We start from the raw sequence: 22,953 nt of genomic DNA, 5'->3' as shown, positions 1-22,953 counted from the left end.
GAAGTGAGATGAAAATCAGTGACGGCAACTGGTTAATCCAGCCGGGCCTTACGCTTATCCACCCTTTACAGGTATTCGAGGTGCAGCATCTTGCACAGGAAATGGTGGTCTATGCCGCGCCACGGGATGCACGCGAACGGGCCGGGCAGGTTGACTCACCGCTCTTTACCCTGCGCTTCACCGCACCGCAACCCGGCATCATCGGCGTCCGTATTGCTCACTTTGAGGGGGTATTACCGCGCGGCCCACACTACCCGTTGAACTGCCTGGCGGATACCCCAATCCACAGTGAAGAGAACAGCGAATTCGCCGCCCTGCACAGCGGCGACCTGACCGTACGCATTACCAAAGGGGAGAACTGGGCGCTCGACTTCTTGCGGCAGGGTGAACGCATTACCGGCAGCGGCGCAAAATCAGCCGGTTATGTGCAGGATGGCCAGACCGGGAAAAACTACCTCTATGAGCGGCTCGACCTGGCAGTGGGGGAAACAGTGTATGGCCTGGGTGAACGCTTTACCGCTTTTGTGAAAAACGGCCAGACAGTCGAGACCTGGAACCGTGATGGCGGCACCAGCACTGAACAAGCCTACAAAAATATTCCGTTTTACCTGACCAACAAAGGCTACGGCGTGCTGGTAAACCACCCGGAATGTGTCTCCTTTGAAGTGGGCTCGGAAAAAGTCTCTAAAGTGCAGTTCAGCGTGGAAAGCGAGCATCTGGACTATTTTGTGATTGACGGCCCGACGCCTAAGCAGGTACTCGATCGCTACACCCGCTTCACCGGTCGCCCGGCACTGCCGCCCGCCTGGTCTTTCGGTTTGTGGCTGACCACGTCGTTCACCACTAACTATGATGAAGAAACCGTTAACCGCTTTATTGACGGCATGGCAGAGCGCCGGTTGCCGCTGCATGTGTTCCATTTCGATTGCTTCTGGATGAAAGCATTCCAGTGGTGCGATTTTGAATGGGACCCGGCCACCTTCCCTGATCCACAAGGTATGCTGGCACGGCTGAAAGCGCGCGGTTTAAAAATTTGCCTGTGGATTAACCCCTACATCGGCCAGAAATCCCCGCTGTTTAAGGAAGGGATGGAAAAAGGCTTCCTGCTGAAGCGCCCTGGCGGCGATGTCTGGCAATGGGATAAGTGGCAGCCCGGACAGGCCATTGTGGATTTCACCCATCCCGGCGCCTGTGAATGGTATGCGGGGCATCTTAAGCGCCTGATTGACATGGGTGTTGATTGCTTTAAAACCGATTTTGGCGAGCGGATCCCAACGGATGTGGTGTGGGCAAACGGTGCCTGTCCGCAAAAAATGCATAACCATTATGCTTTTATCTACAACGAACTGGTGTATCGCACGCTTCAGGAGAAACTGGGGCGTGATCAGGCGGTGCTGTTTGCCCGTTCAGCCTCAGTAGGCGCGCAGCAATTCCCGGTGCACTGGGGCGGTGACTGCTATGCGACTTATGAATCTATGGCAGAGAGCCTGCGTGGCGGACTCTCACTGGGCCTTTCCGGCTTTGGCTTCTGGAGCCATGACATCGGCGGGTTTGAAAATACCGCTCCGGCGCATATCTACAAACGCTGGTGCGCTTTTGGCCTGCTGTCGAGCCACAGCCGCCTGCACGGCAGCAAATCCTATCGGGTGCCCTGGGCCTATGATGATGAGGCCTGTGATGTGGTTCGCCACTTTACTGAATGGAAATGCCGGATGATGCCTTACCTCTATACACAGGCCGCCGATGCCGCCGAACACGGCACCCCCATGATGCGCGCCATGATGCTGGAATTCCCGGACGATCCCGCCTGCGATTATCTTGACCGGCAATATATGCTGGGTGACAGCCTGCTGGTGGCTCCGGTGTTCAGTGAACGGGGCGATGTCAGTTTCTATCTGCCGGAAGGACGCTGGACGCACCTGTTCAGCAATACCCGTCTTGACGGCGGGCGCTGGCATAAAGAGCAGCATGATTTTACCAGCCTGCCGCTCTATGTCCGCCCGAATACCCTGCTGGCGTTGGGCAGCCAGGATCAACGCCCTGATTATGATTATTGCGAACGCCCGCTCTTCCAGCTGTTTGAGCTGGAAGATGGACACCATGCCGAAAGCCGGTTGGTGGATCAGGCAGGGATGACGCAATTTACCCTGCGGGCTGAACGACACGGCCAACAGATTACATTGCAGACAACAGGCAATGCCCCAGGCTGGCGGCTCTGCCTGCGTAATGTGATGACACTGACTGACGTCCGCCACGCGGGTTATCAGCAGGATGAAAGAGGTACAATGATTACGCCGGAAACAGCCGCCGAAAGCATCACTATTACCCTGCCCTGACCCCCTGCAATCCTGAATAAAAAAGCCCGCCGAAGCGGGCTTGTTAAAAGGGTGCAGGGCAGCGATGCATCGCAACGAAGGGGCGGGCAAGCGCCCGCCCCGGTTGCCTTACCCTCAGGATTCGTAGTCCAGGATGACTGCAACGTCGATATTGTTATTCCTGATCCGCACTTCACAGAGCGAACTGCGCGTTATCCACATAAAAATCAACAACGTGATGCAAATAACGATCACACAAATAACCCCACTTTTTTGCAGCATACTGGCCTCCAATTCCTTGCCTTGCGGCGGGTAAGAGGCTAACCTGATGTTGTTGATGCATCGAGATTGGCCTCACTTGATTTACATTGAGTGGGGCCTTTTCTTTGTCTGTGCCGGACTGCCCGGAACAGACATGTCCAGGCACCCGCCGCTATCATACGCCTTTCGTATTTTTATGTAATCCTTTGATTATATAGAATTTATATCACCTATTTACTGCAAGTATTCATAAGCCTGATGTGTGCGATCTTTTCCGGTATACATAAAAAAGCCCGCCGAAGCGGGCTTGTTGAAAGGGTGCAGGGCAGCGATGCATCGCAACGAAGGGGCGGGCAAGCGCCCGCCCCGGTTGCCTTACCCTCAGGATTCGTAGTCCAGGATGACTGCAACGTCGATATTGTTATTCCTGATCCGCACTTCACAGAGCGAACTGCGCGTTATCCACATAAAAATCAACAAAGTGATGCAAATAACGATCACACAAATAACCCCACTTTTTTGCAGCATACTGGCCTCCAATTCCTTGCCTTGCGGCGGGTAAGAGGCTAACCTGATGTTGTTGATGCATTGAGATTGGCCTCACTTGATTTACATTGAGTGGGGCCTTTTCTTTGTCTGTGCCGGACTGCCCGGAACAGACATGTCCAGGCACCCGCCGTTATCATACGCCTTTCGTATTTTTATGTAATCCTTTGATTATATAGAATTTATATCGTCTATTTGCTGCAAGTATTCATAAGCCTGATGTGTGCGATCTTTTCCGGCATACATAAAAAAGCCCGCCGAAGCGGGCTTGTTGAAAGGGTGCAGGGCAGCAATGCGTCGCAACGAAGGGGCGGACACACGCCCGCCCCGGTTGCCCTACCCTCAGGATTCGTAGTCCAGGATGACTGCAACGTCGATATTGTTATTCCTGATCCGCACTTCGCAGAGCGAACTGCGCGTTATCCACATAAAAATCAACAACGTGATGCAAATAACGATCACACAAATAACCCCACTTTTTTGCAGCATACTGGCCTCCAATTCCTTGCCTTGCGGCGGGTAAGAGGCTAACCTGATGTTGCGAGTCATACAGATCGGCCTCACTTGATTAACGTTAAGTGGGGCCTTTTCTTTGTCTGTGCCGGACTGCCCGGAACAGACATGTCCAGGCACCCGCCGTTATCATACGCCTTTCATTTCATTACTCAACGCTTTGATTTTTTAGGAATTTATTTATATTCACAAAGAAAATGAAAGAGAGAAAGAAAGCCGATGACGCTTTTTCAATACCATTTTTTCCGATCTGACCGCGATCTAATACACACTCTCGCCGTAGCGCTCACGATACTCTTTTGGGGTCATATCATCGTCTTTTTTAAACACGGAATAGAAATACTGTAACGAGGGGTAGCCGCACATCTGCGAAATTTCGTTGATGGAAAGCGATGTTGCTTTTAACAGGTTACGCGCCCGCTCCAGCTTTTCTTCGTGGATGACGCCGTGAATGGTTTGCCCAATTTCATCTTTGAAGCGTTTCTCCAGATTAGAACGGGAAATTCCCACCGCATCCAGCACCTGTTCGACTTTGATGCCCTTACAGGCGTGATAGCGGATGAAGTGCATCGCCTGAATGACGGCCGGATCGCGCAATGAACGGAAATCCGTTGAACGGCGGGCAACCACTTTTACCGGCGGCACTAAAATACGTTGCAGTGGCAGGGAGTTATCACTCAGTAACTGATGCAATAATTTGGCGGCCCGGTAGCCCATCTGGCGCGTGCCCTGCACCACGGAAGAAAGCGCCACGCGCGAGAGGTATCGGGTCAGCTCCTCATTATCAATGCCGATAACACTCAATTTTTCCGGTACCGGAATATCCAGATGCTCGCAAACCTGTAACAGGTGGCGGGCGCGCGCATCAGTAACGGCAATAATGCCGGTCTGCTGCGGCAGGGTTTGCACCCAGTCGGCCAGCCGGTTTTGCGCGTGTTGCCAGTTCTCAGGCGCGGTCTCCATACCCTGATAAACCACACCCTGATATTGTTCAGCCGCAACCTGCGTCCGGAAGGCATGTTCCCGCTCCTGCGCCCAACGTTTGCCGCTGGCACGGGGCAACCCATAGAACGCAAACCGGTTGATGCCCTTCTCTTTCAGGTGCAGAAACGCCGCTTCCACCAGCGCCTGGTTATCCGTGGCGATATAGTGCACGGCCGGGTAATCCTCCGGCCGGTGATACGAACCACCGACCCCGACAATCGGCACATTCACCCCCTGTAACAGGGACTGAATATTCCGGTCGTCAAAGTCAGCGATCACGCCGTCGCCCAGCCAGTCTTTGATGTTGTCAATCCGGCAACGGAAATCCTCTTCGATGAAAATATCCCAGTCGCACTGTGACGCCTGTAAGTACTCGCCTACTCCCTCAACTACCTGCCGGTCATAAACCTTATTGGCATTAAACAACAGCGTAATGCGGTAGCGCTTTTCGAACATGGTGAGTTATCCCGTTGATTCACTGCCTTCTGGATAGCACAGCCACCTGCCTTCATGGCATAAAAGATGAACCAAGTGTGATCCTTCTCGAGCTATTTGTCTGGTGAAGCATTTAATCCGCTTCACACGCCGCCGGTTATCAATGAAGAGGCTCAGGCACGGCGCTTGGTGGCAGAATCCATCCATACCGCCAGCAGCAAAATGGCCCCTTTGACGATGTATTGCCAGAACGTGGGGACGTCCAGCATGCTCATGCCGTTGTCCAGCGACGCCATAATAAACGCGCCCATCACCGCGCCGACGACACTGCCAACCCCGCCCGCCAGGCTGGTGCCGCCGATCACACAGGCGGCAATGGCATCCAACTCGGCAATATTCCCGGCAGAAGGTGAGCCCGCACCCAGCCGGGAGCTGAGGATCAACCCAGCAATCGCGACCATCAGCCCGTTAATGGCAAATACCGCCAGTTTGGTACGCTCAACGTTCACGCCGGAGAGACGTGCCGCATCAATATTGCCGCCAATCGCATAAATACGGCGGCCGAAGGCGGTACGGGTGGCCATAAAAAGACCACCCAGCATCAGGGCAGCCAGCACCAGCACCGGTGTCGGTACGCCGCGGTAATCGTTCAGCAAATAGATGGCACCCAGCACAATAATGGCGGTCAGTGCATGGCCGGACGCCGCTTTCCCGGCCGCAGGCAGCGGCAGGTTCAGCGCCTGCCGTTGTTGACGCCGCCGCCACTGCCAGCCGATAAACAGCAGCAGCGTGACGGCACCAATGCCGAAGCCTACACCGCCCGGCAGGTAGCTTTGCCCAATCAGGGACATGCCTTCACTGGTGGGGGCAACGGTTGTGCCGTGAGTAATCCCGATCAATACCCCACGGAATGCCAGCATCCCCGCCAGGGTCACGATAAATGAGGGCACCTTTCGGTACGCGACCCACCAGCCGTTCCAGGCACCCAACAGCAACCCAAGCGCCAGTGTAACGATCACGGTCAGCGGTAATGGCCAGCCCAGCCAGACATCAAAAATCGCGGCGGCACCGCCAAGCAGGCCCATCATCGACCCCACCGAAAGATCGATTTCAGCGGAAATAATCACGAAGACCATGCCGACCGCCAGAATGCCGGTGATGGCTGTCTGGCGCAGCAGGTTAGAGATATTGCGCGGGCTGATATAGGCCCCGTCCGTGGTAAAGGTGAAAAACAGCATGATGATGACGATCGCGGCCAGCATCACATACACCTGAAGGTTAATGTGCTTCAGGCGCTGCAAAACGCCGCGTGGTTCGGCCACCGGCGCAGCGTCAGACTGTGTAATTTTCGACATAGGGTTCACTCCTGAGAGCCGCTTCCATCACCTGCTCTTGCGTCAGGTTGCGGTTAATAAGGGAGGCTTTGCATTTACCCAGATGCATGACCAGCACCCGGTCGCTCAGGCCCAGAACTTCCGGCAATTCCGATGAGATAACTATCACCGCGATCCCTTGCTGGGCCAGTTGGTTAATCAGTTTGTAGATCTCAGATTTCGCCCCGATATCAATTCCACGCGTTGGCTCATCCAGGATCAGGATGCGCGGGTTGAGCAACAAGCACTTGGCCAGAATCGCTTTCTGCTGGTTACCGCCGCTCAGGCGGCCGATCGCCAGCTCCGGGGAGGACGTCTTGACCCGCAAGGCGCTGATGGAGCGCTGAATAACTGACTGCTCCTGAGCGTCATCCAGCACACTGAGCCGTCCGGTAAAATCAGCCAGCGCGGCCAGGGTGATATTGGCCCCGACCCCCATCACCGGCACGATGCCGTCCCGCTTCCGGTCTTCCGGCACCATGGCAATGCCGCTGCGCATGGCGTCCTGGCAGGTACGAAGGGTGACCGGCTGCCCGTCGATGAAAATGCTGCCCTGCCAGCGTCCCGGATAGGCCCCGAACAGGCACTGCACGGTCTCCGTCCGGCCGGAACCGACCAGCCCGGCGACACCCAGTATTTCACCGCGCCGCAGGCTGAAGCTGACATCATCCACCCGTTTGATATGGCGGTTAACCGGATGCCACGCCGTCAGGTGCTCCACCCGCAGGATCTCCTCCCCCGGCTGATGCTGGTGTGGCGGGTAAAGTTCGGTCAGTTCGCGCCCCACCATCATGGCGATAATGCTCTCCTCGCTCATGGTAGCCGCCTCACGGGTGGCAATGTGCTTCCCATCGCGGATCACGCAGATAAGGTCAGAGATGGCGCTGACCTCATTCAGCTTGTGGGAAATATAGATGCAGGCGATGCCGTGATTGCGCAGGTCGCGGATAATGTCCAGCAGGATGTCCGTTTCCCGCTCGGTCAGGGACGCCGTCGGCTCATCCAGGACCAGCAGCCGCACCTGCTTATTCAGCGCCTTGGCAATCTCCACCAGTTGCTGTTGCCCCAGCCCCAGCTCGCCCACCGGCGTATCGGGGTCTATCTCCAGCCGCACTTGCGCCAGCATCCGCTGACAGCGCAAATACATGCCGTCATAATCCAGCACGCCATAACGGCCCCACTCGCTGCCGAGGAACATGTTTTCCAGCACTGACATCTGCTTTACCAGCGCCAGCTCCTGATGAATAATCGCGATGCCGCGCTGCTCTGTCTCACGGATATTTTTTGCGGCCAGCAGCTCACCGGCGAAATAGATTTCCCCCTGGTAACTGCCGTGTGGGTAAATACCACATAACACTTTCATTAATGTAGATTTACCCGATCCATTTTCACCGCACAGAGAGAGTACCTGTCCGGCGTCCAGTTGCAGGCTGACATTATCGACGGCTTTAACCACGCCAAATTGTTTAGTGATATTATGCATTTCCAGCAGGCAGGGCATAATTCCCTCCAGATGCCGCGTGATTCAGCGATAATCCCGGCCGGTGCCGTAAGGTGAACAGGCCGGCACCGGCGGTAAATGCCGGCAGGCCGGCATTAATAGATATCTGATTTCTTATGGAAACCATCCGCGACAATGGTGCTGTCAATGTTGTTCTTATCAACCTGAATCGGCGTCAGTAAATAAGAGGGCACCTCTTTTTTGCCGTTATTTAATGTGGCATTCGATTTCGGCATGTTTCCGTTACCCAGTTCAACGGCGATTTTTGCCGCCTCTGTGGCTAATTGGGTAATCGGTTTATACACCGTCATGGTCTGGCTGCCCGCCACAATACGTTTTACTGCCGCCAGATCCGCGTCCTGGCCGGAAATAGCCACCTTACCCGCCAGCCCCTGTGCGGACAGCGCCTGAATCGCACCGCCTGCGGTGGCATCATTGGAGGCGACGACGGCATCAATTTTGTTGTTGTTGGCCGTCAGCGCATTTTCCATAATTTTCAGCGCATTTTCCGGCAACCAGGCATCCGCCCACTGATCACCCACCACTTTTATTTTTCCGCTGTCTATCAGTGGCTTAAGTACGTTCATCTGCCCTTTTCGGAACAGTTTGGCGTTGTTATCCACCGGCGAGCCACCCATCAGGAAATAATTCCCCTGCGGCACTTTTTCGATAAGGCTTTTGGCCTGCAATTCCCCGACTTTTTCATTATCAAAAGAGATATAAAAATCGATATCGGCATTATTAATCATCCGGTCATAAGCCAGCACTTTAATGCCTTCCCGCTTGGCTTCGGCAATCACATTACTTAATACTTCGCCGTTATAGGGAATAATCACCAGCACATCCACGCCGCGGTTAATCATATTCTCAATCTGCGACATCTGAGTTTCTTCATTACCATTAGCGGATTGCACAAATACATCCGCCCCCAGGGTTTTAGCCTGGTTGACAAAAATATCCCGGTCTTTTTGCCAGCGCTCCAGCCGCAAGTCATCAATCGCCATGCCGATTTTAATCTCTTTTGCCATCCCCGGCTGGCTGATCAGCGCCAACGCCGCACATACACCGAGCAATACTTTTTTCATTTTCATTGTGTAAACCTTTTTTAATGAACCGTACAGGGTAAGAGAAATGGCCCACTTTTAATGGCTGGTGAATTGTTAACGCTGCATAAATTATCAGCAATTGCAGATTTTAACTGGCCTATTACGTTTTTTAGTTTATTTTCCGTTTTATGATGGAGATCATAGTTCCCTGCTGAAACTTATTTCCAATCAGCCTCAGGCTGGAAAGCATCACGCAAATACCGGCTTTTTTTCGCCTGACAGGGCTATTTATGAGATCTGCTGCACAATTGTGTATTCTCTGAAGTTGAGTGTGAAATAACGTAATTGTGAGGGCTGCCGAAGGATCCCAAGATAACCGCTCCGCATGCTCAGCCAGTGCTGGGCCAGATCCCGAGGAGCCCATAATGCCATCCTATTTTGATCAGCTTGATAAAGTCCGGTTCGAAGGCACCACCAGTACCAACCCGTTAGCATTCCGCCATTACAACCCGGATGAGCTTATCCTGGGCAAACGCATGGCTGATCATTTGCGCTTTGCCGCCTGCTACTGGCACACCTTCTGCTGGAACGGCGCAGATATGTTCGGCGTCGGTGCGTTTGAGCGCCCGTGGCAGCAGTCCGGTGATGCGCTGGCGCTGGCAAAACGCAAGGCGGATGTCGCATTTGAGTTTTTCCAGAAGCTGAATGTCCCGTTCTACTGCTTCCATGATGTGGACGTCTCGCCCGAGGGCAACTCCCTGAAAGAGTACCTGAGCAACTTTGCCGAGATGACTGACATCCTGGCGCAGAAGCAGCAGGAGAGCGGCGTGAAACTGTTGTGGGGCACCGCCAACTGCTTTACCCATCCGCGTTATGCCGCCGGAGCCGCCACCAACCCGGACCCGGAAGTCTTCAGCTGGGCTGCGACCCAGGTCTTCACCGCCATGAATGCCACCCAAAAGCTGGGCGGTGAGAACTATGTGCTGTGGGGCGGCCGTGAAGGCTATGAAACACTGCTGAATACCGATTTGCGTCAGGAGCGGGAACAGATTGGCCGCTTTATGCAAATGGTGGTGGAGCACAAACATAAGATCGGATTCCAGGGCACCCTGCTGATTGAGCCGAAACCGCAGGAGCCGACCAAACACCAGTATGATTACGATGTCGCCACCGTGTATGGCTTCCTGAAACAGTTCGGCCTGGAGAAAGAGATCAAGGTCAACATTGAGGCTAACCACGCCACCCTGGCCGGGCACTCATTCCATCACGAGATTGCCACGGCCATTGCGCTCGGCATCTTTGGTTCGGTAGATGCCAACCGCGGCGATCCGCAACTGGGCTGGGACACTGACCAGTTCCCGGTCAGCGTGGAAGAGAATGCGCTGGTGATGTATGAGATTTTAAAAGCCGGTGGTTTCACGACCGGCGGCCTGAACTTTGACGCCAAAGTCCGCCGCCAGAGCACGGATAAATATGATCTGTTCTATGGGCATATCGGCGCGATGGATACGATGGCGCTGTCGTTGAAAGTGGCGGCGAAAATGGTCGAAGAGGGCGGGCTGGACACATTGGTCGCCAAACGTTATGCCGGCTGGAGTGAGGAGCTCGGCCAGCAGATCCTGCAAGGGAAGCTGTCGCTGGAAGCATTGGCCGCCTACGCTGAACAACATAACCTGGCCCCGCACCACCAGAGTGGCCGCCAGGAACAGCTGGAGAACCTGGTCAACCGCTATTTGTTTGGCTGACCGGTTATTTTGCTGACATCCGGGCGCAAGCCCGAAAACAGGCCGGCGCAGATGCCGGCCTGTGTTGCTCATGTAATTTGTTTGCCTGTTTCGGGGAGAAATCATGTACATCGGTATTGATCTGGGCACATCGGGCGTCAAAGCGATTCTGATCAACGAGGCGGGAGACGTCGTCGCCCAGCAGAGTGAGGCGCTGGCGGTGTCGCGCCCCCACCCGCTGTGGTCTGAGCAAGACCCGCACGCATGGTGGGAGGCAGTTGACCGCGCAATGCAGGGGCTGGGCGGGCAGCAGGATCTCAGCCGTGTGAAAGCCCTGGGGCTGACCGGGCAGATGCACGGTGCCACGCTGCTGGATGCCGACCAACAGGTGCTGCGCCCGGCCATTTTATGGAATGATGGCCGCAGTTTTGCCCAGTGCCGCGCGCTGGAGCAGGCCGTGCCGGATGCGCGCCGCATCACCGGTAACCTGATGATGCCGGGGTTTACCGCCCCGAAACTGCTCTGGGTAGCCCAACATGAGCCCGAGATTTTCCGCCGTGTTGATAAGGTGCTGTTGCCGAAAGATTACCTGCGCCTGCGCATGACCGGCGACTTCGCGACCGATATGTCGGATGCGGCAGGCACTCTGTGGCTGGATGTCGGCAAACGTGACTGGAGTGACACGCTGCTGGCCGCCTGTGGCCTGACGCGTGCGCAGATGCCAACGCTCTATGAAGGCAGTGACATCACCGGCCGGTTGAAACCGGAGGTCGCGCGCCGCTGGGCGATGCCCGACGTGCCGGTGATTGCCGGGGGCGGCGACAATGCCGCCGGGGCGGTCGGCGTCGGGCTATACCAGGCCGGGCAGGCGATGCTCTCCCTGGGCACCTCCGGCGTCTATTTTGCGGTGAGTGACGGCTTCCTCAGTAACCCGGAACAGGCGGTGCACAGCTTCTGCCACGCATTGCCGCAGACCTGGCACCTGATGTCCGTGATGCTGAGCGCCGCCTCGTGCCTGGACTGGGTCTGCCGCCTGACCGGGTGTGACAGCGTGCCGGCGCTGCTGCAACAGGTTGAACAGGCACCGCCGGCTGCGTCTCCGGTCTGGTTCCTGCCCTATCTCTCCGGCGAACGGACGCCACATAATAACCCAAATGCCACCGGTACCTTTTTTGGGCTGACCCACCAGCATGGCCCGGCCGACCTCGGGCGGGCGGTGCTGGAAGGGGTGAGTTTTGCCCTGGCAGACGGGATGGACGTCTTGCACGCAACCGGCCTGCGGCCACAACGCATCACGCTTATCGGCGGCGGTGCGCGCAGTGCCTATTGGCGGCAGATGCTGGCGGATGTCAGTGGCCAGACGCTGGAGTACCGCACCGGGGGGGATGTCGGCCCGGCACTCGGCGCGGCGCGGCTGGCGCAAATCGCCCTCAGCCCCGGCATCCCTTTGGCCGAACTGTTACCGCCGTTGCCGCTGGAACAAACGCACGAGCCGGATGCAGAAAAACATCAGGTCTATGCGGCGCAGCGGGAGACGTTCCGGCAACTTTACCGGCAGCTTGCGCCGTTGATGCAATAAGTCAGGCGTTTCAACGCAGGGCAAGCCTGCCCTGACAGGTGATACGTCCTGCCCTGGCAGGTGAATGGCTGTTTTTGGCATTCCGCTTCTTTTTTACTTACGCCACTATGGGGTTACTTTACTCAGGCGGAGGCCGGATATGTCACAGAGCGCGCTGTTGGTTATCGATGTTCAACACTCCTTTCTCCATAAGCCATTCTGGCAGGAAGAGGATCTGCCGCTGTTCCGACAGCGTTTGCAGCAACTGGTTGAAGGCTGCCAGGCACGCGGGGTGGCGGTCGTGGATGTGTTCCATGTGTCGCAGGGGCCGTTTGCGCTGGCTTCCGGGCTGGTGACCCGGCTGCCGTTCCTGACACATCAGCCGGATCTGGTGGTGCATAAGCAGGTGCATAACGCCCTTACCGACTCCGGGCTGGACCAATGGTTGCGTGACCGCGGCATTAACCATTTGATTATCAGTGGGATGCGCACTGAACAATGCTGCGAGACCACGGCACGGGTAGCCTCCGATCTCGGTTACCGTGTGACATACGTCACCGAGGCGACGCTGACCTTCCCGATGACCCATGCCAACGGGGAAACCAGCACGTCGGCGGCGATCAAGCACCGGACTGAGCTGGTGCTGGCGGAGCGTTTCGCCCATGTCTGCAATGTGGAGGGTGCCTTACGGGAGTTGGATGAGATGCCGGCAGCCGCGCCCGCGGCGGAGGCCGTCTGGCAGCCCCAGCCTTATCTGCCGCGGCCGGTCACGCCGCTTGGCGTGATGACGTTTGGCAACTGGGCGCTGAAGCGTTACGCCATCCGTTATCCGCTGGCGGCCGGGGAAGCGGATTTTGCGGCGGCGCATCCTTTGGTCACCCAGTGGTTGCCGCCGCAGGCGCAAACGCCCCAGCGGCCCGGCGTCGGTTTTTTGATTGAGCATCAGGGCAAGACCATGAACTATCTGGTGGCCGGCTGGTGGGACAATGAAAACGAACTGCGCATGAGCGTCTGGGTCACTGATAACGGTGTCTGGCGTCGTGCGCGTGAAGAGTCATTCTGCGTCTGGGACATGCAGGTAATGGCGTTTGAGCGTGACGCGTTCGTCAGGATGTTGCTACAGGAGCAGCCGGATCGGGCGGGTTATCTGGCGCAACAATTGGCCATCACACCAGGCTACTGACAGCAGGCGGTATAGAAAAGCGATGACCCTGAATCAGGCTGAACGCACCGTTCAGCACAGCATACCTGCGCAGCGCGACGCGTACTTTATCGTGCTGCCGGGCGTTATGGCGCTGGATGTCACCGGCCCGGCAGAGGCGTTACAGCTTGCCGGGCAGTTCGCCCTGCGCTATATCGGCCCGGCCCCGCAGGTCACCAGTTCTACCGGGCTGGTATTAGGTGGGATTTGCCCGTTGCCGGATGTGCTGCCGCCCGGCGCAATCCTGATCGTACCGGGGGTGAAAGATTCGCGTACCGGGTTTGACACTCCCGAGGCGCAGAGGGTGGAGGCGTGGCTGCGGGCACAGCGCCCGGCGCTGGAACAGGGCGATTTGCTGCTGGTCGGTGTCTGTTCCGGCACCCTGCTGGCGGCCCGTGCAGGGCTGCTGGATGGTTACCAGTGCACCACTCACCATGATGTGATTGCCCGGTTGCGGGCGCAGGCCCCGGCTGCCCAGGTGCGGGAAAACCGCATCTTTATTGAAGACCGGCAGGTGCTGACCAGCGCAGGCATCACGGCGGGCATCGACGTCGCACTGCATCTTATCGCCCGGGTGCAGGGGCCGCAGGCGGCCACGGAAGTCGCGCGCGACATGGTGGTCTATTTCCGCCGCTCCGGTGATGACCCACAGCTTTCGCCCTGGCTGCGTTACCGCAACCATCTGCACCCGGCGCTGCACCGGGCGCAGAATGCGTTGATCGCTGCGCCCGAGGCTCGCTGGCAGGTAGAGGAGGTCGCGGCGCGCGCCCATGTCAGTGAGCGCCACCTGACCCGGCTGTTCCGCGAGCATCTCGGCATCAGCGTGCGGGATTACCACGAGCAGCTGCGGCTGGCGGTGGCGCGCCAGCGTTTGCAGGAGGGGTGCGGCGTTGAGCAGGCCGCCCTGGCCGCCGGGTTTACCTCTGCGCGCCAGTTGCGGCGCGCCCAGGCACGCTGGAGCCTCAGCTGACCAGCCGCCGTGGGTCCAGGCGGCGCACCGCATAGCCCAGCAGCAGGCTGACGCCCAGCGCCACCGCGAACACATACACCATATCCAGCAGCGGCCAGCGGATCACATCCCATTTCTGGCTGCGGATAAGGTTAATGATCAACGCATGGAACCCGTAAATCGCCAGCGAGTGATCGGCAACCCGGCGCATACCCGGCAGCATCGCTGTGGCGAGGCTGTTTTTGCCCCAGACAAACAGCGCAATGGCTGCGATAAACACCAGCGGGCCACAGTAAACGTAATAGGTATCGGCAAACGCGCCGTTGATAAACATCTGTTTTTTGGTGGAGACGGCAATCAGCCCTACGGCAGCGGCAAACAGCAGCCCGGCCAGCATCGTAACGCCACGCCGCTGGGTGTCCATCATGCCGATGGCGCGGCCCAGCAGCGCGTACAGCACGTAATAGAAGGTGTCACCGGCCACAAACAGGTTCACCGGGATAAGGTGAAACTGATGCCACGAAATCTGCGCCATTTGCGGGTTCACCAGAATCCCCAGCACCACACCGATAACCAGCGCCGTGCGTGCCGCCACGGGCTTCACCTGGATCAGCGGGGAGAGCAGGTAAATCACCGCGATCGCGTAGAAAAACCAGAGGTGATAAAACACCGGTTTGAACAGCAGGTTACGCAGCGAAGGCCAGAACCCGATGCGGGTAAACAGGGCGATATAAAGCAGCGATACCGCGCTGTAGAACAGCAAACAGCAGCCGATACGCAGCAGGTGCTTCTTTCCGGCACTCTTTTCCCCGAAAAACAGATAGCCGGAGATCATAAAAAACAGCGGCACGCTGACCCGCGACAGGGAATTCAGCAGGTTGGCGATATCCCAGTTCAGGTTGCCGACAGACACGCCGGTGGTCACATAATAGGTGGTGGTGTGGATCAGGATAACCATCAGGCAGGCCAGTGCCCGCAGGTTATCAACCCAGATAAGTCGGTGAGTCATGCCGCTGCCGCATCCTTGTCATTATTTATTGTTAAAAAGAGGTTATATATAGCCGCCCAATTCAACAACCTGAAATCCGCTAAACTCAGATTGTGCGATATTTACCGGGTGTGATTGCCAAGGCCGCCAATTGGCAGCAAAATAGCCGCCCTTACCGTTTTCCCGACGATAGCCTTCGCGGCTTTTTCGGTTTTTCTTTTTTACATTCATTAAGTTAATTTATGACAAACACAATACCTCCTGTTGCCCGACTGGGCCGCCGGGCGCTGTGGTTTCCGCTCTCGCTGGTGCTGTTCGAATTTGCGACCTATATCGGCAACGATATGATCCAGCCCGGTATGCTGGCAGTGGTGGCCGCGTTTCATGCTGGTGAGGAGTGGGTGCCGACCTCCATGACCGCCTATCTGGCCGGCGGCATGTTCCTGCAATGGCTGCTGGGGCCGCTCTCTGACCGGCGCGGCCGCCGCCCGGTGATGCTTTCCGGCGTCGCCTTTTTTACCCTGAGCTGCCTGGCGATCCTGTTTACCCAGACCATTGAGCAATTCATCGCGGTGCGCTTTTTGCAGGGCATCGGGCTGTGCTTTATCGGCGCGGTGGGGTACGCCACCATTCAGGAATCGTTTGAAGAGTCGGTGTGTATCAAAATCACCGCGCTGATGGCGAACGTGGCGCTGATTGCCCCGCTGCTTGGCCCGCTGGCGGGCGCGGCGCTGATCGCCTGGCTGCCGTGGCAGAGCATGTTTGTGCTGTTTGCCCTGCTCTCTGCCTTTGCCTTTTACGGCCTGTGGCGGGCGATGCCGGAAACCGCCACCCGCCGGGGCGAACCGCTGTCTATCAGCGGGCTGGGGCGTGATTACCGGGTGGTGCTGGGCAATGGTCGCTTTGTGTGCGGCGCGCTGGCGATTGGCTTTGCCAGTTTGCCGCTGCTGGCCTGGATTGCCCAGTCGCCGGTACTGTTAATCCGCGGTGAAGGGCTGAGCACGCTGGACTATGGTCTGATGCAGGTGCCGGTGTTTGGCGCGCTGATTATCGGCAATATCACGCTGGCGCGCCTGACCGGCAAAAAGTCCGTGGAAACGCTGATCTGGCTGGGTGCCGTGCCGATGGTCGCCGGGCTGTTGCTGGCGGCTGCGGCCACGCTCTATGCGTCCCATGCCTATCTGTGGATGGTGGCCGGGCTGAGCTTCTACGCCTTCGGCATTGGTATCGCCAACGCCGGGCTTTACCGCCTGACGCTGTTTTCCAGTGAGATGAGCAAAGGCACGGTGTCAGCCGCGATGGGCGTGCTGAGTATGCTGGTGTTTACCCTGGGCATTGAGATTGCCAAAGTGGCCTATGGCTGGGGCGGCAGTGGGGTGTTTAACCTGTTCAACTTCTTAAGCGGCCTGTGCTGGCTGACGCTGGTGGTGCTGTTTATGCGTGGGCATAAGCGCGAACAGCGGGCAATGGGCCTGCATTAATCCCGCCGGTAAGAAAACGGCAACGCTCTGCGTTGCCGTTTTTTTTCGCCTGTGTAAAGGCAGGATCAGAACAGGCCGAGTGGTTTTTCTGAATAGCTGACCAGCAAACATTTGGTCTGCTGGTAGTGTTCCAGCATCATTTTATGGGTTTCGCGCCCGATGCCCGACTGCTTGTAGCCGCCAAACGCCGCATGGGCCGGATAAGCATGGTAGCAGTTCGTCCAGACGCGCCCGGCCTGGATTTGCCGCCCCATCTGGTACGCGACGTTGCCGTTGCGGCTCCAGACGCCCGCCCCCAGCCCGTAATCAGTGTCGTTGGCGATCGCCAGCGCCTCCTCCATGTCTTTAAAGGTCGTCACGGCCAGCACCGGCCCGAAGATCTCCTCCTGGAAGACCCGCATACTGTTTTTACCGAACAGGATGGTCGGCTCCAGGTAGTAGCCCTGCGCCAGATCGCCGCCCAGGGTTTTACGGCGGCCGCCGGTCAGCACGTCCGCACCCTCTTTTTTGCCAATCTCGATATAGTTGAGGATGGTTTCCATCTGCCCCTGCGACACCTGTGCGCCCATCTGAGTGGCGGAATCGAGCGGGTTGCCGCTGCGGATGCTCTCCACACGCTTAATGGCGCGCTCCATAAAGCGCTCGTAAATCGACTCCTGCACCAGCGCGCGGCTTGGGCAGGTACAGACTTCGCCCTGATTGAACGCGAACAGCGCGAAACCCTCCAGCGCCTTGTCAAAGAAAGCGTCTTCTTTATCCATCACATCGGCAAAGAAGATATTCGGCGATTTGCCGCCCAGTTCCAGCGTTACCGGAATCACGTTTTGCGCCGCATAGCTCATGATCTGCTGGCCGACTTCGGTAGAGCCGGTAAAGGCCACTTTGGCGATGCGTTTTGAGGTCGCCAGATATTCACCAATTTCACTGCCGGAGCCGTTGACCACGTTGATCACGCCCGGCGGCAGCAGATCCTGGATCAGCTCCATCATCAGCAGGATCGACATCGGCGTGAGTTTGGCCGGTTTCAGCACAATGCAGTTACCGGCGGCCAGCGCCGGGGCCATTTTCCAGCAGGCCATCAGCAGCGGGAAGTTCCACGGGATAATCTGCCCGACCACGCCCAGCGGCTCGTGGAAATGGTAAGCCACGGTGTCTTGATCAATTTCGCTGATGCCCCCTTCCTGCGCACGGATGCAGGCGGCGAAATAGCGGAAGTGGTCAATCGCCAGCGGCACATCAGCGGCGGTGGTTTCGCGGATCGGTTTGCCGTTGTCCCAGGTTTCCGCGGCGGCCAGCAGCTCGATATTCTGCTCCATACGATCGGCGATACGGTTAAGGATGGTGGCGCGCTGCTGCACCGACATGCGCCCCCATTCGCCTTTGGCCTGGTGCGCGGCATCCAGTGCGCGATCCACGTCTTGCGTGCCGGAGCTGGCGATTTCGCACATCACCTGGCCGGTGACCGGCGTAACGTTCGGGAAGTACTGGTTATTGGCGGGCGGCACCCATTCGCCGCCGATGAAGTTGTCATAACGCGCTTTAAGTTTTAGCGGGAAACCATATTCACCGGGGATCACGGCACTTGAGGGTTGATCATAAGGCATGGTGTGCTCCTTGGCGTGACGGGGCGCACCCGCACGCATGGGTAGTAGGGAGTGTGTAGTACCCGGCACCTCTTTCCCACACAGCAAGCGCTGAACAACCGGGGCCGGGTTGACAGGGTTGCTTAAAATGTAGACGCAGGCGCACCGCACGCCGGGCGCGCACCCTAACTCTTCGAGTTATCTCACACTATTTTTGCCGGCGGCGGGGTTAAGACAGAAAGGCCGGTGCATCACACACCGGCCGGAGAAGAGAGGGCAAGGGGTTAAGGGGGTGTCGTGCGGGCGAAACTTTCCCGCTGGAACAGCCGCTCCACCAGCGCGATCAGCGTTGGCCGCTCAACACACCAGTTCGGTGCCACGCGGCGGAAATTGATGTAGCCCAGCGCACAGGCGACGGCGATGTCCGCCAGGTTGAGCGTTTCACCGTTAAGGTAGCGCCTTGCGGCCGCGTGCTGCTCCAGCGCATCCAGCCCGCGGTTAAGGGCTTCACGCTGGCGCACCACCCACGCTGCGTCCTGTTTATCCGCCTCGCGGCGTTTTTCCAGCACCAGCGCCACGGCGGCGTCCGTCACGCCGTCAGCCAGCGCTTCCAGCCGCCGCACGCGCAGCGCCGCCGCCGGGTCGGCAGGCAACAGGGGCGAACCACCTGGCAAGGTGTCGACATACGCGGCGATCACCGGGGAATCGAACCAGATTTCGCCATCATCCGCGACCAGCGCCGGCACTTTGCCCAGCGGGTTAACGTGCGGCACCTGCGTGCCGTCAGCCCAGGGGGAATCGTTCACAAAATCAAAAGGGATGCCCTTTTCCAGCAACATGACTGAAATCTTGCGCACGTAAGGGCTGGTATAACTGCCGATGAGTTTCAACTTTACCGTCCTCCTTCAGGAATGCGTAAGGGCACCGCAGGCCTTAGCTTTTTACCTTGATGCTGTCTGTGATGGATTTCATCAGGGTGTTATGCGCCTCGCCGTTGTTGACCGGCGTCACCACCTGCAGGGTGATCACCTTTTTGTCGAGCACGGTGAACAGGGTCGTTGCCAGCACCGGCTGGCCCTTCACGCGCTGTTCTGTGTCCATACGGCGGAAACGCTGGCCGCCCAGGGTCAGGGTTTTCTCGTCGGTTTTCTTGATGTCCTGATACTGGTTACTCAGACCGTTCAGCAACCCTTTTGACAGCCCGGCAAACGCCGCGTCACTGGTATCAATCACCTGCCCGGCCGGCGGCACCACTTCAGAGGTCACAGCGAGCTGGCGGCTGTGGCTGTCGATAAACAGCTGGGTATGGGACTGCTCGGTATTGGCGATGCCCGCCTGCTGGGTCTGGTCGGAGAAGCCGGCCGGCAGGTGGAAGCCGATTTTGCCGGTCAGCAGTGACACATCCACGCCGTTGGCTGGGGCGACCGGGGCCGGCTGGCTGCCCTGCACCACCTGGGTTTCCGGTGCCACGGATGACGGGTTCGCGGCCACGGTAGGTTTGGAGGCGGGCGGCGGCGGCGTCGGGGTAGTATCCGGTTTGTCATCACAGGCCATCAGCCCGGCCGCCAACAGTGCCACGGCGGTAAATTTCATTGCGCTTTTTAACATCATCCTTGTTCCTCTTGTTATCAGTTAACGTGTTGCGTACCGCAAGGGTAACCCACGCCGGGGCCGCCACCGCCACAGAATGCTCTGAAACACCGGCGCACCCTTAAGCGTAGCAGCCGCCGACCGCGTTGCTCAGCCGTCGGGGAACAGGAACGGGTTAATACTGCTGCGGGCAAACCCCTCATCTTCCATTTTGGCATCCAGCACCAGCGTGGCGAGGTCATCCGCGACCGGCTCCACGTTCGGGTCATGCTCCTGGAACAGGATTTTCAGGTAGGTGCCGCAGTCGTCACAGCTTTCGGCCTTCACCGGCGAGGAGACATCATCCAGCGACCAGTAATTCAGCCCGTGGGTATGTTCGCAGTTGCTGCATTTGGCCTGCATCACATGCCACTCGCATTCACACAGGTTGCAGTGCAGGTAACGCATCCCGCTCACCGAGCCGAGATGCACCAGGCTGGACACCGGGATGCTGCCGCAGGTCGGGCAGAACTGGCGGTGCTCGCCGTGCTCCACCTGCGCTTTGCCGGGGATCAGCGCCGCCATCTGCGCCCAGTACAGGGAGAGGGCCGCCCAGATAAGCGGGGCAGTTTCGCTGCCTACGTCCGTGAATTCACGGGTAAGCAGCGCGTCGGCGAAATTTTCCAACTGGTTTTCCGAGCACTTTTCCAGGTTCTCCAGCACTGCCCGCAGGTGCGGATCAACCTGCGGGCGCAGTTCGGCGATGATCGCCTGCAACAGCGTGCGCCAGTGCGGGTCACGCACGAAGGTGTGGATATCCAGCGGCGGCAGGGTGGTTTCCGCCGTGCGCGCCAGCAGGGCAGCCATATCCATTGTCAGCGGGTGGTCGTGCAGGGCGTGCTGCTGCGCATCGGCAATCAGCGCGGCAAAGGCCAGCAAATCCTGGAGCGGGCTCTCTTCAGCCAGGTGACGCAGCCGCTCTGCGCGCCGCGCATAGAGACTTTTGAGGTTGGCAAACAGCAGCGGCGGTATGCTATGCGCCGCGGACATCCTGGTTTGGGGTGCGTGGGCACCGTGGTTAGGCACAATACGGATGCTCATGGCGATCGCTCTCCTGATGAATGGCCGTCGTCGTGACAGTGCCAATAGAACAAATCGGTTCTGTTCCCGTCTCAACAGCGCTAAGGTGGGCACTTCTGCCCTTTCCGGCACAGTACCACAGTAACCCTGTGGGTGTTAAAAATCAGGTACAGGCTCGTGAACGAACGTACAAAACAGAGTAACGGCGCAGTCACCGCCGGCGACGCACCGCGTGACGGCGCGCAACAGCGTCAGGTTTTCCAGCGCACCCGGCTGGCCACCGCCGAAGCGGACTGGCTGGCGGAAGAGGTGCCGGTGGCACTGGTGTATAACGGCATCTCCCATGTGGTGATGATGGCAACGCCCAAAGACCTGGAGGCGTTTGCGCTCGGTTTTTCGCTGTCTGAAGGCATTATCGAGACACCGCAGGAGATTTACGGCATCGACATTCTCCCCTCCTGCAACGGCATTGAAGTGCAGGTGGAGTTGTCCAGCCGCCGTTTTGCCGGGCTGAAGGAGCGCCGCCGCGCGATGGCGGGCCGCACCGGCTGCGGGGTGTGTGGGGTGGAGCAGCTCGGCGATCTTTTCCGCCCGCTGGCACCGCTGCCGTTTACCCAGCAGTTTGAGCTGGCCCGGCTCGATGGCGCGCTGGCGTCGCTTAAGGAATATCAGCCGGTCGGCCAGCTTACCGGTTGCACCCATGCTGCCGCCTGGGTCGCCCCGGAGGGCACATTGCTCGGCGGGTGTGAGGATGTCGGCCGCCACGTGGCGCTCGACAAACTGCTGGGCGTGCGCAGCGGGAAACCGGGGTGGCAGGCGGGCGCGGTGCTGGTGTCCAGCCGTGCCAGTTATGAAATGGTGCAAAAAGCCGCGATGTGCGGCGCGGAAATTCTGTTCGCCGTCTCCGCGGCCACTACGCTTGCGGTGGAAGTGGCCGAACGCTGCAACCTGACGCTGGTCGGCTTCAGCAAACCGGGGCGCGCCACTGTCTATACCCATCCGCAACGGCTGTACTGACGCGCTTAGATCGATTTTCCTGCCGATATTTCAGTGCGCTATAAGTCACGGATACCGCCCCGCGCCACCGCCGGGGCGGTCTGAGATAATCATTTTCAATATCATTTAATTAACTATAATGATCCCACTGCTTACGCGGTGCTTGCACCTGCCCTGCGCCGCAAAACACCAATGGAGATGAAGAATATGAGTTACTCACTGCCATCCCTGCCTTACGCATACGACGCACTTGAGCCGCATTTCGACAAGCAGACGATGGAGATCCATCACACCAAACATCACCAGACTTACGTCAATAACGCCAATGCCGCGCTGGAAAGCCTGCCGGAACTGGCTGCCCTGCCGGTTGATGAACTGATCACCAAACTGGACCAGGTACCGGCTGACAAGAAAACCGTGCTGCGTAACAACGCCGGCGGCCACGCCAACCACAGCCTGTTCTGGAAAGGCCTGAAAATCGGCACCACCCTGCAGGGTGAGCTGAAAGACGCCATCGAACGTGATTTCGGCAGCATCGACAGCTTCAAAGAAACCTTTGAGAAAGCGGCTGCGACCCGTTTCGGTTCCGGCTGGGCCTGGCTGGTGCTGAAAGATGACGGCAAACTGGCTGTGGTTTCCACCGCAAACCAGGACAACCCGCTGATGGGCGAAGCCGTTGCCGGTGCTTCCGGTTACCCGCTGCTGGGTCTGGATGTGTGGGAACACGCTTACTATCTGAAATACCAGAACAAACGCCCGGACTACATCAAGGCGTTCTGGAACGTGGTGAACTGGGATGAAGCGGCTGCACGTTTCGCTGCGAAAAAATAATTCCCGTTACACACGCGGC

Annotated in this window: 20 protein-coding genes; 8 read left to right on the top strand and 12 right to left on the bottom strand. The window is 58.0% G+C overall.

What is annotated here, in order from left to right; all coding sequences use genetic code 11:
• The first annotated feature begins 8 nt into the window (after positions 1–8).
• Positions 9–2,336 carry an alpha-xylosidase gene (gene yicI / locus JK232_RS03410; RefSeq protein WP_101834513.1) on the top strand — a complete coding sequence of 776 codons (2,328 nt, stop codon included), beginning with the start codon at positions 9–11 and terminating at the stop codon, positions 2,334–2,336.
• Between the two features lie 114 nt (positions 2,337–2,450).
• Here the strand turns inward: yicI and JK232_RS03405 are convergent, their stop codons facing one another.
• From JK232_RS03405 to xylF, 7 genes are all read right to left on the bottom strand, one after another.
• Complete coding sequence (locus JK232_RS03405; protein WP_072927712.1) at positions 2,451–2,597, bottom strand: Hok/Gef family protein; 147 nt, start codon at positions 2,595–2,597, stop codon at positions 2,451–2,453.
• A 360-nt stretch (positions 2,598–2,957) separates the two neighbouring features.
• A complete protein-coding gene (locus JK232_RS03400) occupies positions 2,958–3,104 on the bottom strand; it encodes a Hok/Gef family protein (protein ID WP_072927712.1) in 147 nt (48 codons plus the stop codon).
• 360 nt (positions 3,105–3,464) lie between these two features.
• Positions 3,465–3,611 carry a Hok/Gef family protein gene (locus tag JK232_RS03395; protein ID WP_072927712.1) on the bottom strand — a complete coding sequence of 49 codons (147 nt, stop codon included), beginning with the start codon at positions 3,609–3,611 and terminating at the stop codon, positions 3,465–3,467.
• A 285-nt stretch (positions 3,612–3,896) separates the two neighbouring features.
• Entirely contained in the window at positions 3,897–5,075 is a 1,179-nt protein-coding gene (xylR, locus tag JK232_RS03390) for a D-xylose utilization transcriptional activator XylR (RefSeq protein WP_072927715.1), read from the bottom strand.
• 152 nt (positions 5,076–5,227) lie between these two features.
• Positions 5,228–6,409, bottom strand: a complete 1,182-nt coding sequence (gene xylH / locus JK232_RS03385; protein ID WP_072927717.1) for a xylose ABC transporter permease XylH — start codon at positions 6,407–6,409, stop codon at positions 5,228–5,230.
• Entirely contained in the window at positions 6,387–7,928 is a 1,542-nt protein-coding gene (locus JK232_RS03380) for a xylose ABC transporter ATP-binding protein (RefSeq protein WP_072927719.1), read from the bottom strand. Before JK232_RS03380 ends, xylH begins: the two co-directional genes overlap by 23 nt.
• A gap of 95 nt (positions 7,929–8,023) precedes the next feature.
• Positions 8,024–9,019 carry a D-xylose ABC transporter substrate-binding protein gene (gene xylF / locus JK232_RS03375; protein WP_212588821.1) on the bottom strand — a complete coding sequence of 332 codons (996 nt, stop codon included), beginning with the start codon at positions 9,017–9,019 and terminating at the stop codon, positions 8,024–8,026.
• A gap of 380 nt (positions 9,020–9,399) precedes the next feature.
• On the opposite strand from xylF, the gene xylA reads away from it, so the two are divergent.
• From xylA to JK232_RS03355, 4 genes are all read left to right on the top strand, one after another.
• Positions 9,400–10,719, top strand: a complete 1,320-nt coding sequence (gene xylA / locus JK232_RS03370) for a xylose isomerase (RefSeq protein WP_072927722.1) — start codon at positions 9,400–9,402, stop codon at positions 10,717–10,719.
• Positions 10,720–10,822: 103 nt separating this feature from the next.
• Positions 10,823–12,277, top strand: a complete 1,455-nt coding sequence (gene xylB, locus JK232_RS03365; protein WP_101835212.1) for a xylulokinase — start codon at positions 10,823–10,825, stop codon at positions 12,275–12,277.
• A 139-nt stretch (positions 12,278–12,416) separates the two neighbouring features.
• The gene (locus JK232_RS03360) at positions 12,417–13,439 is read left to right on the top strand and encodes a cysteine hydrolase family protein (RefSeq protein WP_072927725.1); all 1,023 of its coding nucleotides are present in this window, start codon (positions 12,417–12,419) and stop codon (positions 13,437–13,439) included.
• A gap of 22 nt (positions 13,440–13,461) precedes the next feature.
• On the top strand, positions 13,462–14,427 hold the full coding sequence (locus tag JK232_RS03355) for a GlxA family transcriptional regulator (RefSeq protein WP_072927726.1): 966 nt from the start codon (positions 13,462–13,464) through the stop codon (positions 14,425–14,427).
• Here JK232_RS03355 and JK232_RS03350 read toward each other — a convergent pair.
• Positions 14,420–15,415 carry an acyltransferase gene (locus tag JK232_RS03350; RefSeq protein WP_101827796.1) on the bottom strand — a complete coding sequence of 332 codons (996 nt, stop codon included), beginning with the start codon at positions 15,413–15,415 and terminating at the stop codon, positions 14,420–14,422. The genes JK232_RS03355 and JK232_RS03350 overlap by 8 nt on opposite strands.
• Positions 15,416–15,636: 221 nt before the next feature.
• Between JK232_RS03350 and JK232_RS03345 the strand changes: the two genes are divergently transcribed.
• Entirely contained in the window at positions 15,637–16,875 is a 1,239-nt protein-coding gene (locus JK232_RS03345; RefSeq protein WP_072927728.1) for an MFS transporter, read from the top strand.
• 65 nt (positions 16,876–16,940) lie between these two features.
• Here JK232_RS03345 and exaC read toward each other — a convergent pair whose 3' ends face one another.
• From exaC to fdhE, 4 genes are all read right to left on the bottom strand, one after another.
• Positions 16,941–18,479, bottom strand: coding sequence for an acetaldehyde dehydrogenase ExaC (gene exaC, locus JK232_RS03340; RefSeq protein WP_072927730.1), 1,539 nt, complete (start codon positions 18,477–18,479; stop codon positions 16,941–16,943).
• Positions 18,480–18,742: 263 nt separating this feature from the next.
• Entirely contained in the window at positions 18,743–19,348 is a 606-nt protein-coding gene (locus JK232_RS03335) for a glutathione S-transferase (RefSeq protein ID WP_072927731.1), read from the bottom strand.
• A 43-nt stretch (positions 19,349–19,391) separates the two neighbouring features.
• Positions 19,392–20,069 (bottom strand): DcrB/PsbP domain-containing protein, encoded by a 678-nt coding sequence (locus JK232_RS03330; protein WP_241506135.1) that lies wholly within the window; start codon positions 20,067–20,069, stop codon positions 19,392–19,394.
• A 129-nt stretch (positions 20,070–20,198) separates the two neighbouring features.
• Complete coding sequence (gene fdhE, locus JK232_RS03325) at positions 20,199–21,128, bottom strand: formate dehydrogenase accessory protein FdhE (protein ID WP_072927733.1); 930 nt, start codon at positions 21,126–21,128, stop codon at positions 20,199–20,201.
• Between the two features lie 156 nt (positions 21,129–21,284).
• On the opposite strand from fdhE, the gene fdhD reads away from it, so the two are divergent.
• Complete coding sequence (gene fdhD / locus JK232_RS03320) at positions 21,285–22,124, top strand: formate dehydrogenase accessory sulfurtransferase FdhD (protein ID WP_072927734.1); 840 nt, start codon at positions 21,285–21,287, stop codon at positions 22,122–22,124.
• 186 nt (positions 22,125–22,310) lie between these two features.
• On the top strand, positions 22,311–22,934 hold the full coding sequence (gene sodA, locus JK232_RS03315; RefSeq protein ID WP_072927736.1) for a superoxide dismutase [Mn]: 624 nt from the start codon (positions 22,311–22,313) through the stop codon (positions 22,932–22,934).
• The last annotated feature ends 19 nt before the right edge of the window (positions 22,935–22,953 follow it).

The sequence above is a fragment of the Nissabacter archeti genome (genome assembly GCF_018257325.1).
Classification (GTDB): Bacteria; Pseudomonadota; Gammaproteobacteria; order Enterobacterales; family Enterobacteriaceae; genus Chimaeribacter; species Chimaeribacter arupi.
This window is presented reverse-complemented; position numbering and strand designations above follow the sequence as displayed.

Bases quoted from the DNA above. Each gene is read 5' to 3' on its own strand.
- yicI (WP_101834513.1), top strand. From the start codon at position 9: ATGAAAATCAGTGACGGCAACTGGTTAATCCAGCCGGGCCTTACGCTT.
- JK232_RS03405 (WP_072927712.1), bottom strand. From the start codon at position 2,597: ATGCTGCAAAAAAGTGGGGTTATTTGTGTGATCGTTATTTGCATCACG.
- JK232_RS03400 (WP_072927712.1), bottom strand. From the start codon at position 3,104: ATGCTGCAAAAAAGTGGGGTTATTTGTGTGATCGTTATTTGCATCACT.
- JK232_RS03395 (WP_072927712.1), bottom strand. From the start codon at position 3,611: ATGCTGCAAAAAAGTGGGGTTATTTGTGTGATCGTTATTTGCATCACG.
- xylR (WP_072927715.1), bottom strand. From the start codon at position 5,075: ATGTTCGAAAAGCGCTACCGCATTACGCTGTTGTTTAATGCCAATAAG.
- xylH (WP_072927717.1), bottom strand. From the start codon at position 6,409: ATGTCGAAAATTACACAGTCTGACGCTGCGCCGGTGGCCGAACCACGC.
- JK232_RS03380 (WP_072927719.1), bottom strand. From the start codon at position 7,928: ATGCCCTGCCTGCTGGAAATGCATAATATCACTAAACAATTTGGCGTG.
- xylF (WP_212588821.1), bottom strand. From the start codon at position 9,019: ATGAAAATGAAAAAAGTATTGCTCGGTGTATGTGCGGCGTTGGCGCTG.
- xylA (WP_072927722.1), top strand. From the start codon at position 9,400: ATGCCATCCTATTTTGATCAGCTTGATAAAGTCCGGTTCGAAGGCACC.
- xylB (WP_101835212.1), top strand. From the start codon at position 10,823: ATGTACATCGGTATTGATCTGGGCACATCGGGCGTCAAAGCGATTCTG.
- JK232_RS03360 (WP_072927725.1), top strand. From the start codon at position 12,417: ATGTCACAGAGCGCGCTGTTGGTTATCGATGTTCAACACTCCTTTCTC.
- JK232_RS03355 (WP_072927726.1), top strand. From the start codon at position 13,462: ATGACCCTGAATCAGGCTGAACGCACCGTTCAGCACAGCATACCTGCG.
- JK232_RS03350 (WP_101827796.1), bottom strand. From the start codon at position 15,415: ATGACTCACCGACTTATCTGGGTTGATAACCTGCGGGCACTGGCCTGC.
- JK232_RS03345 (WP_072927728.1), top strand. From the start codon at position 15,637: ATGACAAACACAATACCTCCTGTTGCCCGACTGGGCCGCCGGGCGCTG.
- exaC (WP_072927730.1), bottom strand. From the start codon at position 18,479: ATGCCTTATGATCAACCCTCAAGTGCCGTGATCCCCGGTGAATATGGT.
- JK232_RS03330 (WP_241506135.1), bottom strand. From the start codon at position 20,069: ATGATGTTAAAAAGCGCAATGAAATTTACCGCCGTGGCACTGTTGGCG.
- fdhE (WP_072927733.1), bottom strand. From the start codon at position 21,128: ATGAGCATCCGTATTGTGCCTAACCACGGTGCCCACGCACCCCAAACC.
- sodA (WP_072927736.1), top strand. From the start codon at position 22,311: ATGAGTTACTCACTGCCATCCCTGCCTTACGCATACGACGCACTTGAG.